A 12731-nucleotide genomic window follows, 5' to 3' on the forward strand; every position below is an offset into this window, starting at 1 on the left:
TTGTAGCGAATCTACAATGTAAAGGCCCTGCCGGGGGTGTACCCGAAGGCCCGCCTGAAGACGTCGATGAACGCGCTCGCCGACGCCCACCCGCACCGGTGGGCGACGGTCGTCACGGCGACGCCGTCGGCCAGCAGGAGCAGCGCGTGGTGCAGGCGGAGCTGGGTGCGCCACTGCGGGAAGCTCATGCCCAGCTCGCGCCGGCACAGCCGGGCCAGCGTACGGTCGCTGGTGCCGGCCTGGACGGCCAGCTGCGCCAGGGTCCTGGTGTCGGCGGGGTCGCGGTGCAGGATCGCGCAGACGGCGCTCAGCCTGGGGTCGCGGGCGGCGGGCAGGTGCAGCCGCTGCTCGGGGGCGCGTTTGAGCTGGTCGACGAGCACGGCCCACAGCCTTTCGCGCTCCCCGCCGTCTGATGGGGATCGGTCGTCCGAGGTGTAGGTGATGATCAGCTCGCGGAGCAGGGGGCCGACGACGAGGACGGTGGGATGGCCGAGGCCGAGGGGGTTGCCGGCGAGGCCCACCAGGCGCAGGTCGGTGTCGCCGTGGGCGCGGTGCTCGTGGACGGTGCCGGCCGGGATCCAGATGGCGCGGTTGGCCGGGGCGACCCAGGTGCCCGCGCCGGTGGTGACCGAGAGCACGCCGCGGCAGGCGTAGACGATCTGGTGGGTGTCGTGCCGGTGCGCGTCGATGCCCGCACCGGGGGCCAGCGGCCGGCGTCCCGTCGGCGCCTCGGGCAGATGGCGGATTGCCGTCATGAATTGGCATTTTATCGGAAGCTGGCCAGAAACCACCGGGGGAGGATCGGGGGGTGAACAGGACCCCGATGCTCGCCGCCGGCCACGCGGCCGTGGACTTCTACCAGGGCGCCGTCCCCGCGCTCGTGCCCTTCCTGGTGGCCGGCCGCGGCTACGGGTACGTCGCCGTGTCCGGCATCGTGCTGGCCGCGACGCTGCTGTCGTCGGTCGTGCAGCCGGTGTTCGGGGTGCTGACGGACAGGTGGCGGATGCCGTGGCTGATCCCGGTGAGCACGCTGGTCGCGGGCGCCGGGGTGGCGCTTGGAGGGGTGACGGACTCCTACGTGCTGACCTGGCTGGCCGTGGCGCTGTCCGGGCTCGGCGTGGCGGCCTACCATCCGGAGTCCGCGCGGCTGGCCAGGATCGCGAGCGAGGGCAGTCACGTCCGGATGAGCTGGTTCTCGCTGGGCGGGACGCTGGGGTTCGCGTCGGCTCCGGTGCTGGTGACGCCGTTGCTGGCGGGGTGGGGGCTGGGCGCCTCGCCGTTGCTGGCCGCGCCGGCGGTGCTGGGGGCGGTGGCGACGCTGCCGGCGGTCCGGGCGCTGGCCGGGGGAGGGCGGGCGGCGCGGGCCGCGGCGCCGGTGCCGGGCCGGGACGACTGGCCGTCGTTCGCCAGGCTGACGCTGGTGATCGTCTTCCGCTCGGTCGTGTACGTCGGGCTGAGCGCCTTCGTGGCCCTGTTCATGGGGGGCGGGGCGGCGGGCGCGGTGGCGCTGTTCGTGCTGTTCGCGGGCGGGGCGGTGGGGACCGTGCTGGGTGGCCGGCTGGCGGCCCGGTGGGGGCGGATGCGGACGATGCGCCTGGCCTACGCGCTGGCGGTGCCGGCGGTCGCGGGGGTGGTGCTGGCGCCGGGACCTGTCGCGTACGCCTTCGTCGCGGCCTCGTCCATCGCCCTGTACGCGCCGTTCTCGCTGCATGTCACGCTGGGCCAGGACTTCCTGCCCACCCGGGTGGGCACGGCGGGCGGCGTGACCCTGGGGCTCGCGGTGAGCGTGGGCGGGCTGGCCAGCCCGCTGGTGGGCGCGCTCGCCGAGGCCACCACGTTGCGGACGGCGCTGGCGTGCCTGATCGTCTTCCCGGCACTGGCCTGGCTGCTGGCCAGGACGCTGAAGGAGCCGGTGCCGGAGCCCGCCGCCTGACCTCCCATCCCCGGGGAGAGGCGGTCAGCGGCGGTAGGTGGAGAGGGCGACGGTGCTGGTGTTGTCGCGCTGGTTCGTGTCGAGGCGGCTCGAGTCCACGTGGGCGGTGACGCGCGGGTAGCGGTTGGCCCGGCGGGTCACGCGGACGCGGGCCGCGAGCTGGACCGGGCGCCCGGGGTGGATGGAGGCGATCGTGCAGGTGGCCTGCCTGCCCGAGCGCTTGCACGGGGCGCCGTTCACCGAGGACAGGCTCGTACCGGCCGGCAGGGTGAACGTGACGGGCACCTGGGCGGCGCCCATCAGCCCGCGCATGGTCACGGTCGCCTTGACGATCGCGGTGCCGCGGCCGCGCCTGACCGGGCGGCGCGGGCCGGAGGTGCTGATGGACAGCGCGTCGTACACCCCCTGCGGGTCGGCCTGCTTGATGATCGCGCCGTAGCTCTCGGCGTTGATGGCGTTGGCGACGGAGTAGCCGTCCGCCCCGCCGTCCTCCGTGCCCGCCGACAGCACGCCGATCAGGTCGTCGGTGCCTCTGAGCAGCCACGGGCCGCCGCTGTGGCCCTTGAACAGGTGGCAGTTGTGCGTCTCCATGCGCCCGCCGGCGGACGTGGTGGTGATGCGGGAGGCGAACAGGGTGCCGGTGTCGGCGATGCCGCCGGTCGGCTCGGTCCTGGCCAGGCACCAGAGCTGGTCCTCGCCGTCGTACGGCTTCCTGCCGCTCACGCCGGGGTAGCCCGTGGTGGCGACGGTGTACGCGCCGCCCTGGTTGCGGATCGGGGTGAAGGCGCCGACGGCGTCCTGGAGCGTGCGGTTCTTCGTGCCGACCTCGATGAGGGCGATGTCGTAGTGCGAGTTCCAGTCGCCGCCGCTCATGCCGGTGTAGGAGTCGGGCTTCCACGCCCGGCGGGCGCCCCACCGCCCGTACGGCTCGCGGCCCCGCACGTCGGCGGCCTGCCCGTCGTACGCGGGCACGAACGCGAAGTTCGTGTGCCACCGGCCGGCCGACGCTCCCAGCGGCACGCTGTACACGCAGTGGGCGGCGGTGACGATGAGCAGCCCGACCGCCGAGCGTACGACGGACGCGCTGCAGGAGTCGTCCACGCCGCTGGAGTTGACGTAGAACAGCCGCCCGGTGACGCGGCTCTGGGTCGCGCTGGTGTACGGGCGGGGCATGGGGGCGTAGCCGTTCACGTCCCCGCCCGGGGTGATCCGTTTGCCGTCCGGCACGCTGCGCAGCTGGGCCTGTGCCTCGAGGCTCTTCGGCAGCTCCGTGGCGGCCTGGGCGCGTGCTTTCAGGCTCTTCGGCAGCTCCGCGGCGGTGGCCTGGGCCTGTTTGCTCGCGGTCCAGTAACGCACGGCGCGGGCGGGCTGCATCAGCGGGGACGACGCGGCGCCCCAGGCGCGGTCCTGGACGGGCGTCAAAGGGGGCTGCTGACCGGCGGTCGCGGGCACCGCGAGGGCGACGCCGGCCAGCGTGGTGAGCGTGGTGACCAGGACCTTCGGCACGGTGTCCCCTTTGAGCGAAATCGACGACATCTCGATCACTCTAGGTTACGAAATGCAGACGAAGTGTAGTTAGGCGCTCCGTGTCGTCATAGCGTCCCGGCGGTCAACCGGCTGCGGCGTCGCCGGTGCGGCCTGGGTTCAACCGGCTGCGGTGCGGCCGGTGCGGCCCGGGGTTCAGCCGGCCGCGGCGTCGCCGGTGAGGCCGGGGGGAAGGAACTCGGCGGTGCTGGTCTCGGACGGCTCGCGATCGAGCCGCAGCCCGCGCCACGACGGGTGGCGCAGGCGGCGGTCGCCGGTGACCTCGGCGTACTGCACCTCCCCGACCAGGCGCGGCTCCACCCAGCGCGCGTCCCTGGCGTGCTCGCGCGGCACCGGCTCGTCGAACGGCGGGCCGGGGCGTTCGAGGGGCGCCAGGCGCTCGCCCAGGTCGCGCAGCATGGCCTCGGTGAACCCGGTCCCGACGTGCCCCACGAACCGCAGCCGCCCCCGCTGGTCGTAGGCGCCCAGCAGCAGCGACCCGATCATCCCGGAACGCCGCCCGCCCCCCGGCTTCCACCCGCCGATCACGACCTCGGCGGTGCGTACGTTCTTGACCTTCGTCCAGTCGCTGCTGCGCCTGCCGGGCCGGTACGGCGAGCCCATCCGCTTGCACACGACGCCTTCGAGCCCGAGCTGCCGGGAGGAGTCGAACGCGAGCCCGGCGTGGTCGGCGAACCACACGGGCACCTCCCAGCGGTAGCCGGGCGTGAACGTGGTCTCGAGCAGCTCCCTGCGGGCGCTGTAGGGGCGGGAGACGGTGCTGTCGTCGTCGAGGTGCAGGATGTCGAACGCCATGAACGTCACCGGCACCGACCTGGCCAGTTCGGCCACCGCCGCCGGGTTGCGCTGGTGCATCCGGGGCTGCAGCGCCTCGAAGCTGGGCCGCCCGGTCTCGTCGAACGCCACGATCTCCCCGTCGATCACGGCGGCGTGCCCGCCGGCGGCGCCGGCCATGAGCTGGAGCTCGGGGTAGGCGGGGGTGATGTCCTTGGCGTTGCGCGACATCAGGCGGACGGCGCCGCCCTGGAGGTAGGCGAGGGCGCGCACGCCGTCCCATTTCATCTCCACGGCCCAGTCCGCACCCTGGACGGAGGTCAGGGTGCCGAGCTGCGCCAGCATCGGCGCGTAGGCCGGCAGCCGCACCATGGTGCAGGCCGTACCCCGGGCGGCTGATCGACAGTGGCGGGCCGGGGTCTACAGATGGTCAAGCGGGGGGTCTTCGACGAGCTCGGCCAGGTCCACGCCGTGGGCGGCGAGCTCGGCGACGGTGGCGCAGTAGCCCTGCAGGTACGTCGTGCCGTTGACGCGGTGCGAGACACGCAGCAGCGGGCGATCGTCCAAGATGATCGCCTCGACCAGGATGCCTCCGGGGGCTCGCCACTGTCCCACCGGTGTAACTGTAAGGGCGCGGACATAATGGACACGTAATGGGAAAGTACGCCTCTGACCTTGGCGGGCGGGGTGATGGCTTTTCCGGGACATGGGCGCCCGACCTCAGGGTAAAGAGATATTGGCGCCATTTTGGGCGTTCGGCGTTATCGGGGGCTCGGGGCGGGCACTGATGACGACTCTCGGCTTTCCCGGCCGTGGCCGTGCCCCGCGACGGCCACGGCGGCGCCCCGGCGGGCCCGGTCCGGGGCCGTGGCGGCCGCGGGCTGCGACGTCGGCGAGCGCCGCCCGCGGCCGCCCTCCGTTCTCCATCCGGATGGGGCGGCACGCCGTCCCGGATGGTGGACAGAAGCTGATTCAGGGGCCGGACTCCGTAGACTGTGATGGTGATTTCCCGTATTGACATGCGCGGTTCTCTTCCGGAGAACCTGCGCGACGTGCTGCCCCGCGCCGAGCTCGACGTCGAGGCCGCCCTGGAGAAGGTGCGGCCCATCTGCGACGACGTGCGCCATCGCGGGGCGGCAGCCGTACGGGAGCTGACCGCCAGGTTCGACGGTGTCGAGATCGCCTCCACCCGCGTCTCCGCCGAGGCCATCGACACGGCCCTGCGCGAGCTCGACCCCAAGGTCAGGGCGGCGCTGGAGGAGTCGATCAGGCGGGCCAGGCTGGTCCACCGCGATCAGCGGCGCACCGACGTCACCACCCAGGTCGTGCCCGGCGGCACCGTGACCGAGCGGTGGGTGCCGGTCGATCGGGTGGGCCTCTACGTCCCCGGCGGCCGCGCGGTCTACCCCTCCAGCGTGGTCATGAACGTCGTCCCGGCGCAGGAGGCCGGCGTCGCCTCGCTGGCCGTGACCAGCCCGGCGCAGAAGGAGTTCGGCGGGCTGCCGCACCCCACGATCCTGGCCGCGTGCGCGCTGCTCGGCGTGGACGAGGTCTACTCGGTGGGCGGGGCGCAGGCGGTGGCCATGTTCGCCTACGGCACGGAGGAGTGCCCGCCCGCCACGATGGTGACCGGTCCCGGCAACATCTGGGTGGCGGCCGCCAAGCGGCTGCTCAAGGGGCGCATCGGCATCGACTCCGAGGCGGGCCCGACCGAGATCGCCGTGCTGGCCGACGAGACGGCCGACCCGGTCCACGTGGCCGCCGACCTGATCAGCCAGGCCGAGCACGACGTGATCGCCGCCGCCGTGCTGGTCACCACCAGCGCCGAGCTGGCCGGCGCGGTCGAGAGGGAGCTGCCGGCGCAGGTCTCGGCGACCAAGCACACCGAGCGCATCACCGAGGCGCTGAGCGGCAGGCAGTCGGGCATCGTGCTGGTCGGCTCCATCGACGACGGCATCAAGGTCGTGGACGCGTACGCCGCCGAGCACCTGGAGATCCACACCGCGAACGCCTCGGAAGTAGCCGGAAGGATCCGCAACGCCGGGGCCATCTTCGTGGGCCCGTACGCCCCCGTGTCGCTCGGCGACTACCTCGCCGGGTCCAACCACGTGCTGCCCACGGGCGGCTGCGCCTGCCACTCCAGCGGCCTGTCGGTGCAGTCGTTCCTGCGCGGCATCCACGTCGTCGACTACACCCGCGACGCCCTCGCGGGCGCGGCGGCCCACGTGTCGGTCCTGGCGGACGCCGAGGACCTTCCGGCCCACGGCGCCGCGATCCGCGCCCGATTCGACTGGCAGATTCCCACGGAGACCGCGTGAACCTCGACGACCTGCCCATCCGAGACGACCTCCGGGGTAAGTCGCCGTACGGCGCGCCCCAGATCGACGTCCCCGTCAGGCTCAACACCAACGAAAACCCCTACCCGCCCTCGGCCGAGCTGGTCGCCGACCTGGCCGAGGCGGTCCGGGAGAGCGCGGGCGAGCTCAACCGCTACCCCGACAGGGACGCCACGGCCCTGCGCGCCGAGCTGGCCGGCTACCTCGGCCACGGCCTGACCACCGAGCAGGTGTGGGCCGCCAACGGCTCCAACGAGGTGCTCCAGCAGATCCTGCAGGCCTTCGGCGGCCACGGCCGCACGGCCATCGGGTTCGAGCCGTCCTACTCGATGCACCCGATCATCACCAGCGGCACGAGCACCGAGTGGATCTCGGCCAGCCGCGAGGACGACTTCTCGATCGACCCCGGCAAGGCGACGGCGGCGATCGAGGAGCACCAGCCCGACATCGTGTTCCTGGCCTCGCCCAACAACCCGACCGGCACCGCCCAGCCGCTGGAGACGATCAAGGCCGTGCTGGCGGCGGCCAAGGGCATGGTCGTGGTGGACGAGGCCTACGCCGAGTTCGCCCGCGAGGGCACCCCGTCGGCGCTGACCCTGCTGCCCGAGCACCCCAGGCTGATCGTCACCAGGACGATGTCCAAGGCGTTCGCCATGGCGGGCACCCGGCTCGGCTATCTCGCCGCCCACCCGGCCGTGGTGGAGGCGCTGCTGCTGGTGCGCCTGCCGTACCACCTGTCCACGCTCACCCAGGCGGCGGCGCGCGTGGCGCTGCGGCACCGCGCCGAGCTGCTGGGCACGGTCGACGCGCTGCGGCGCGAGCGCGACGACACGGTCGCGTGGCTGCGTTCCAAGGGCCTGGCCGTGGCCGACTCCGACGCCAACTTCGTGCTGTTCGGGCGTTTCCCCGACCGGCGCAAGGTGTGGGAGGGACTGCTGGAGCGCGGGGTGCTCATCCGCGAGGTGGGCCCGCCACAATGGCTGCGGGTGTCGATCGGCACCGGTGAGGAGATGGCGGCCTTCCGCGCCGCCCTGGAAGGAGTCTTGTGAGTCGCGTAGGCCGCGTCGAGCGCGTTACGAAGGAGACCTCGGTCCTGGTGGAGGTCGGCCTCGACGGCACCGGCCGGGTCGAGGTGTCCACCGGGGTCGGCTTCTTCGACCACATGCTGGCCCAGCTCGGCAAGCACGGGCTGTTCGACCTGACGGTCAAGACCGAGGGCGACCTGCACATCGACTCCCACCACACGATCGAGGACACCGCGCTCGCGCTGGGCGCGGCGTTCCGCGAGGCGCTGGGCGACAAGTCGGGCATCAGGAGGTTCGGCAGCGCGTCGTGCCCGCTGGACGAGTCGCTGGCCCAGGTCACCGTCGACCTGTCCGGGCGTCCCTATCTCGTGCACTCCGAGCCCGAGGGCATGGCGCCGATGATCGGCCCCGAGTACGACACGACGATGACCCGCCACATCCTGGAGTCGCTGGTCGCGCAGGCCGCGATCTGCCTGCACGTCCACGTGCCCTACGGGCGCAACGCCCACCACATCGTGGAGGCCCAGTTCAAGGCGCTGGCCAGGGCGCTGCGCGAGGCGTCCGAGCTCGACCCGCGCGCCACGGGCGTGCCGAGCACCAAGGGCGTCCTGTGAGCGAGAACACGCTCGCCATCGTCATGGTGTTCATCGGGCTGTTCCTGATCGGCGGCGTGTTCTCGCTGGCCAAGCAGGGGCTGAAGATCGGTGCGGCCGTCTGCGCGCTGGGCGCGGCGATGGCGATCACGGCGGGGGTGCTGTGGTGGTAGGCAAGAAGGTCGTGGTGCTCGACTACGGGTCGGGCAATCTGCGCTCGGCCGAGCGGGCGCTGGCCAGGGTGGGCGCCGACGTGACCGTCACGTCCGACTTCGACGCCGCCATGGAGGCCGACGGGCTGGTGGTGCCGGGCGTCGGCGCGTTCGAGGCGTGCATGACCGGGCTCAGGAGCGTGCGCGGCGAGCGGATCATCGGGCGGCGCCTGTCCGGCGGGCGTCCGGTGCTGGGCATCTGCGTGGGCATGCAGATCCTGTTCGCCCGGGGCGTCGAGCACGGCGTGGAGACCGAGGGCTGCGCCGAGTGGCCGGGCACGGTGGAGCGGCTGGAGGCGCCCGTGCTGCCCCACATGGGGTGGAACACGGTCAAGGCGCCCGCCGGCAGCGTGCTGTTCGCCGGGCTCGACGCCGCGACCCGCTTCTACTTCGTGCACTCGTACGGGGTGCGCGAGTGGGAGCTGCACGCCGGTGAGGGGTTCGCCGAGCCGCTGGTCACCTGGGCCGAGCACGGCGTCCCGTTCGTGGCCGCCGTGGAGAACGGCCCGCTCAAGGCCACCCAGTTCCACCCCGAGAAGTCCGGCGACGCCGGAGCCGTGCTGCTGAAGAACTGGCTCGGCACGCTGTGAGCGCCGCGATCAGCACATCCAGGCTCTCATGAGCAAGGAACGCGCGCGCCGCAGGGCCGAGCGGGAGGCGGAGCGGGCGCGCGCGATCCGGGCCAACGAGGAGCGGCAGGCGCGCCGGGCCCGCCGCCGCGCCCTGCTGGCCCGGCTGACCCCGCGCCCGGTGCGCTTCTACCGCCAGGGCGGCCTGATCGCCCGCCGCCACCGCGCCCAGAACATCGTGGTCGCGCTGGGCTTCCTGTTCGTGCAGGCCATCGTGTGGCTGGTGTGGGGCTCGCTCCCGCTCAGCCTCGCCGTCCTGGTCTTCTCACTGCTGCTGGTGCCCGTTGTCGTGACCCTCGCTTTCGACCGGAGGATCTGAATGTCGCTCGTATTGCTCCCCGCCGTGGACGTCGTCGAGGGCCAGGCCGTACGCCTGGTGCAGGGCGAGGCCGGGACCGAGACCGGCTACGGCGAGCCGCTGGCCGCCGCGCTGGCCTGGCAGGAGGCGGGCGCCGAGTGGATCCATCTGGTCGACCTGGACGCCGCGTTCGGCCGGGGCAGCAACCGGGAGCTGCTCGCCGACGTCATCGGGCGGCTCGACGTGAACGTGGAGCTGTCCGGCGGCATCCGTGACGACGACTCCCTGGCCGCCGCGCTGGCCACCGGCTGCCGCCGGGTCAACATCGGCACCGCCGCCCTGGAGAATCCCGAGTGGTGCCGCAAGGTCATCGCCGAGCACGGCGACAAGATCGCGGTCGGGCTCGACGTGCGCGGCACCACGCTGGCCGCCCGCGGCTGGACCGAGGACGCCGGTGACCTGTGGGAGGTCCTCGACCGCCTGGAGGCCGACGGCTGCCCCCGCTACGTCGTCACCGACGTGACCAAGGACGGCATGCTGAAGGGCCCCAACCTCGACCTCTACCGCCGGATCCTGGCCCGCACCGGCCGGCCGGTCGTGGCCAGCGGCGGCGTCTCCTCCGTCGACGACCTGGTCGCGCTCGCGTCCCTCGTCCCCGACGGGCTGGAAGGCGCCATCGTGGGCAAGGCGCTCTACGCTCACGCGTTCACACTGGAAGACGCGCTTGCCGCAGTACGCGTGTAGCTCTTGCCGGGAGGGGGCGAGATGAGCGTCAGCATCTTTGGTATGGAAAGCACCGGGCGCAGGGTGTTTTCCGGCGGCATCTGGGAGGAGCGGTACGGCTATGCCCGTGCCGTCGTGGCGGGTGACCGGGTGATCGTCTCCGGTTGCACGGCCACCGTCGAGGGAGAGGTGCGCCATGTCGGCGACGCCTACAGACAGAGCCTGACCGCGATCGACATCGCGCTGGAGGCCGTCCTGATGGGCGGTCTGACCAGCGATGACGTGGTCATGGTCCGTTACTATGTGGTGGAGCAGCGCCACTTCGACCTCGTCGGGCAGGCCATCGGCGAGGTCTTCGGCAAGGTGCGCCCCGCCTGCACCGGAGTGAGGGTGGCCGGGCTGGTCGACCCGAGAATGCTGGTCGAGATCGAAATCGAGGCACACCGAGCATGACCGTAGCCGTAAGAGTCATTCCCTGTCTCGACGTGGACGCCGGCCGCGTGGTCAAGGGCGTCAACTTCGAGAACCTCCGCGACGCGGGAGACCCGGTCGAGCTGGCCAGGCGCTATGACGAGGAGGGCGCCGACGAGCTGACCTTCCTCGACATCACCGCGTCGTCCGGCGAGCGGGAGACCATGCTCGACGTGGTGCGCAGGACCGCCGAGCAGGTGTTCATCCCGCTCACCGTCGGCGGCGGCGTGCGGGCGGTGGAGGACGTCAACCGCCTGCTGCGGGCCGGGGCCGACAAGGTGTCCCTCAACACGGCCGCCATCGCCCGGCCCGAGCTGCTCACGGAGGCGTCGCGGCGCTTCGGCGCCCAGTGCGTCGTGCTGTCGGTGGACGCCCGCCGCGCGCCCGGCACCCCCAGCGGGTTCGAGGTGACCACGCACGGCGGTCGCCGCGGCACCGGGATCGACGCGGTGGAGTGGGCGGCCCGCGGCGAGGAGCTCGGGGTGGGGGAGATCCTGCTCAACTCGATGGACGGTGACGGCACGCTCGACGGCTACGACCTGGAGATGCTGCGCGCGGTCCGCGCTGCGGTGCGGGTGCCGGTGATCGCCAGTGGCGGCGCCGGCCGGCTGGAGGACTTCTCTCCGGCGGTGGCGGCGGGCGCCGACGCCGTGCTCGCGGCGTCGGTGTTCCACTTCGGCACGCTCAAGATCTCCGAGGTCAAGGACACGCTCCGGATGGCGGGCCACCCGGTCCGCTAGCCCGCCGGGGCGAGCGTCACCGCGTGCGGGCGGGTCACCAGGCCCGCCTGCGCGCGTCCGTACCGTCGCAAGTCCCGCCCGCGGGTGTCCTCAGAAGACCCGCAGGTGGTGGAACAGCTCGTACGCCACGTCCTTCGCGGCGAACGCCGCCGCCTCCGAGCGCTTGACCGCCAGGTACGCGCTGCGCCGCAGCGTCCCCAGCGCCTCCATGAGCACCTCGTCGGCCTCCAGCGCGTCCAGCGCCTCGTCCAGCGAGGCGGGCAGGCGGGTGTACTGGCCGGGCCGGGTGTCCGGGTCGACGTCCACGGCGGCCCCCGGGTCCAGCTTGCGCCGGATGCCGTCCAGGCCGGCGTGGATGACGGCCCCGAGCGCCAGGTAGGGGTTGGCGGAGGAGTCGGAGGGCTTGAGCTCCAGGTTGGGCTCGCCGCTCTCGCCGAGGGGGGAGCACACGCGTACCGCGGCCTCGCGGTTGTCGGGCCCGTAGACGGCGTACGCGCTGGACCACGTGCGGGGCGCCAGCCGCCGGAAGCTGTTGACGCTCCCGCAGGTGAGCGCCGTCAGGCCGGGCAGGTGGGCCAGCAGGCCGCCGATGAACCCGTCCCGCACCTCGCCGTCCTCGGCGAAGAGATTGCGGTTGTCGCTCCACAGGGACAGGTGCAGGTGGGCGCCGTTGCCCGCCTGGTCGGGCAGCGGCTTGGGGGCCAGCGTGGCCCACATCTGCATGCGCATCGCCGTGCCGCGCACGGTCTCGCGGTAGAGGACGTGGTTGTCGGCGGCGCGCAGCGCGGGTGCGTGGCGCACGGACAGCTCCTGCTGGCCGGGCCCGAGCTCGGGATGGTAGTGCTCGACCCGCAGCCCCTGCGTCTCCAGGGCGCGGATGAGCTTGATCGTGTAGTCGTGGGCCGTGTCGAACCCGGCGTTGGCATAGCACAGCGAGTCGTCGAGCGGGACCAGCCGGTCGGGGCCGCCCGCCGGGTCGGGCAGGCGGCGGCCGAGCGTGAACTCCGGCTCGAACGCCGCGACCAGCGTGTAGCCCTCGGTGGCGAGCTCGGCGACGGCCTCCTTGAGGAAGGTGCGCGCGCAGGCCCCCCAGGGCGAGCCGTCCGGCAGGCGCAGGTCGGACAGCATCGCCGCCGCGCCCGGAGCATGGGGCAACGGGACGTAGGTGGCGGGGTCGGGGACAATGCGTACCTCGCCCACCGGACCCATGTGCTCGACGTCCTGGAGCTGGTCGAGCATGTTCATCGCCATCATGGCCACCGTGTGCCCGATGCCCGTGCTGAGGCGTTCCGCCAACCTCGACCGGGACGCGGCCTTGCCCCGGATCACACCACCGTGGTCGGCGTACAGAAAACGGATCAGCTCGATGCCCTCGAGCTCCGCTCGCTCGAGGATCCGCCGCGCGTTGGGATCGAGCTGATTGATCTTTGTGCCGCTCGGGCGATCTCTCAT

General features: G+C 72.6%; 15 protein-coding genes. 10 read left to right on the forward strand and 5 right to left on the reverse strand.

Annotated elements, in window-relative coordinates; translation table 11 throughout:
• Positions 1 to 11 precede the first annotated feature (11 nt).
• A complete protein-coding gene (locus H4W80_RS54715) occupies positions 12 to 755 on the reverse strand; it encodes an AraC family transcriptional regulator (RefSeq protein ID WP_192792276.1) in 744 nt (247 codons plus the stop codon).
• Between the two features lie 53 nt (positions 756 to 808).
• On the opposite strand from H4W80_RS54715, the gene H4W80_RS54720 reads away from it, so the two are divergent.
• Complete coding sequence (locus H4W80_RS54720; protein WP_318787521.1) at positions 809 to 1933, forward strand: MFS transporter; 1125 nt, start codon at positions 809 to 811, stop codon at positions 1931 to 1933.
• Positions 1934 to 1957: 24 nt separating this feature from the next.
• Here the strand turns inward: H4W80_RS54720 and H4W80_RS54725 are convergent, their stop codons facing one another.
• From H4W80_RS54725 to H4W80_RS54735, 3 genes are all read right to left on the reverse strand, one after another.
• Positions 1958 to 3469, reverse strand: coding sequence for a trypsin-like serine peptidase (locus tag H4W80_RS54725; protein WP_192792277.1), 1512 nt, complete (start codon positions 3467 to 3469; stop codon positions 1958 to 1960).
• Between the two features lie 144 nt (positions 3470 to 3613).
• Positions 3614 to 4624, reverse strand: coding sequence for a non-homologous end-joining DNA ligase (ligD, locus tag H4W80_RS54730; RefSeq protein ID WP_192792278.1), 1011 nt, complete (start codon positions 4622 to 4624; stop codon positions 3614 to 3616).
• A gap of 48 nt (positions 4625 to 4672) precedes the next feature.
• Positions 4673 to 4867, reverse strand: a complete 195-nt coding sequence (locus H4W80_RS54735) for a hypothetical protein (RefSeq protein WP_192792279.1) — start codon at positions 4865 to 4867, stop codon at positions 4673 to 4675.
• 386 nt (positions 4868 to 5253) lie between these two features.
• On the opposite strand from H4W80_RS54735, the gene hisD reads away from it, so the two are divergent.
• The 9 genes from hisD to hisF are packed head-to-tail and all read left to right on the forward strand — an operon-like array spanning position 5254 to position 11279.
• Positions 5254 to 6570 (forward strand): histidinol dehydrogenase, encoded by a 1317-nt coding sequence (gene hisD, locus H4W80_RS54740; protein ID WP_192792280.1) that lies wholly within the window; start codon positions 5254 to 5256, stop codon positions 6568 to 6570.
• Positions 6567 to 7637: a histidinol-phosphate transaminase gene (locus H4W80_RS54745; protein ID WP_192792281.1), complete on the forward strand. Its 1071-nt coding sequence runs from the start codon at positions 6567 to 6569 to the stop codon at positions 7635 to 7637. Before hisD ends, H4W80_RS54745 begins: the two co-directional genes overlap by 4 nt.
• Positions 7634 to 8227: an imidazoleglycerol-phosphate dehydratase HisB gene (gene hisB, locus H4W80_RS54750; protein WP_185073043.1), complete on the forward strand. Its 594-nt coding sequence runs from the start codon at positions 7634 to 7636 to the stop codon at positions 8225 to 8227. Before H4W80_RS54745 ends, hisB begins: the two co-directional genes overlap by 4 nt.
• On the forward strand, positions 8224 to 8379 hold the full coding sequence (locus H4W80_RS54755; RefSeq protein ID WP_192792282.1) for a hypothetical protein: 156 nt from the start codon (positions 8224 to 8226) through the stop codon (positions 8377 to 8379). Before hisB ends, H4W80_RS54755 begins: the two co-directional genes overlap by 4 nt.
• Positions 8370 to 9008: an imidazole glycerol phosphate synthase subunit HisH gene (gene hisH, locus H4W80_RS54760; protein ID WP_318787522.1), complete on the forward strand. Its 639-nt coding sequence runs from the start codon at positions 8370 to 8372 to the stop codon at positions 9006 to 9008. The genes H4W80_RS54755 and hisH overlap by 10 nt, the downstream gene beginning before the upstream one ends.
• Positions 9009 to 9036: 28 nt before the next feature.
• Positions 9037 to 9366 carry a hypothetical protein gene (locus H4W80_RS54765; RefSeq protein WP_192792284.1) on the forward strand — a complete coding sequence of 110 codons (330 nt, stop codon included), beginning with the start codon at positions 9037 to 9039 and terminating at the stop codon, positions 9364 to 9366.
• Positions 9367 to 10089 (forward strand): bifunctional 1-(5-phosphoribosyl)-5-((5-phosphoribosylamino)methylideneamino)imidazole-4-carboxamide isomerase/phosphoribosylanthranilate isomerase PriA, encoded by a 723-nt coding sequence (priA, locus tag H4W80_RS54770; RefSeq protein ID WP_192792285.1) that lies wholly within the window; start codon positions 9367 to 9369, stop codon positions 10087 to 10089. It begins immediately after the preceding gene.
• A gap of 21 nt (positions 10090 to 10110) precedes the next feature.
• Complete coding sequence (locus H4W80_RS54775) at positions 10111 to 10521, forward strand: Rid family hydrolase (protein WP_192792286.1); 411 nt, start codon at positions 10111 to 10113, stop codon at positions 10519 to 10521.
• Entirely contained in the window at positions 10518 to 11279 is a 762-nt protein-coding gene (hisF, locus tag H4W80_RS54780; RefSeq protein ID WP_192792287.1) for an imidazole glycerol phosphate synthase subunit HisF, read from the forward strand. Before H4W80_RS54775 ends, hisF begins: the two co-directional genes overlap by 4 nt.
• Positions 11280 to 11369: 90 nt before the next feature.
• Here the strand turns inward: hisF and H4W80_RS54785 are convergent, their stop codons facing one another.
• Positions 11370 to 12731, reverse strand: coding sequence for a glutamine synthetase family protein (locus H4W80_RS54785; RefSeq protein WP_192792288.1), 1362 nt, complete (start codon positions 12729 to 12731; stop codon positions 11370 to 11372).

Source organism: Nonomuraea angiospora (genome assembly GCF_014873145.1).
Classification (GTDB): Bacteria; Actinomycetota; Actinomycetes; order Streptosporangiales; family Streptosporangiaceae; genus Nonomuraea; species Nonomuraea angiospora.

What these genes read in the sequence shown, in the direction of transcription:
- H4W80_RS54715 (WP_192792276.1), bottom strand. Translation starts at nt 755, where the DNA reads ATGACGGCAATCCGCCATCTGCCCGAGGCGCCGACGGGACGCCGGCCG.
- H4W80_RS54725 (WP_192792277.1), bottom strand. Translation starts at nt 3,469, where the DNA reads ATGTCGTCGATTTCGCTCAAAGGGGACACCGTGCCGAAGGTCCTGGTC.
- ligD (WP_192792278.1), bottom strand. Translation starts at nt 4,624, where the DNA reads ATGGTGCGGCTGCCGGCCTACGCGCCGATGCTGGCGCAGCTCGGCACC.
- H4W80_RS54765 (WP_192792284.1), top strand. Translation starts at nt 9,037, where the DNA reads ATGAGCAAGGAACGCGCGCGCCGCAGGGCCGAGCGGGAGGCGGAGCGG.
- priA (WP_192792285.1), top strand. Translation starts at nt 9,367, where the DNA reads ATGTCGCTCGTATTGCTCCCCGCCGTGGACGTCGTCGAGGGCCAGGCC.
- H4W80_RS54775 (WP_192792286.1), top strand. Translation starts at nt 10,111, where the DNA reads ATGAGCGTCAGCATCTTTGGTATGGAAAGCACCGGGCGCAGGGTGTTT.
- hisF (WP_192792287.1), top strand. Translation starts at nt 10,518, where the DNA reads ATGACCGTAGCCGTAAGAGTCATTCCCTGTCTCGACGTGGACGCCGGC.
- H4W80_RS54785 (WP_192792288.1), bottom strand. Translation starts at nt 12,731, where the DNA reads ATGAGAGATCGCCCGAGCGGCACAAAGATCAATCAGCTCGATCCCAAC.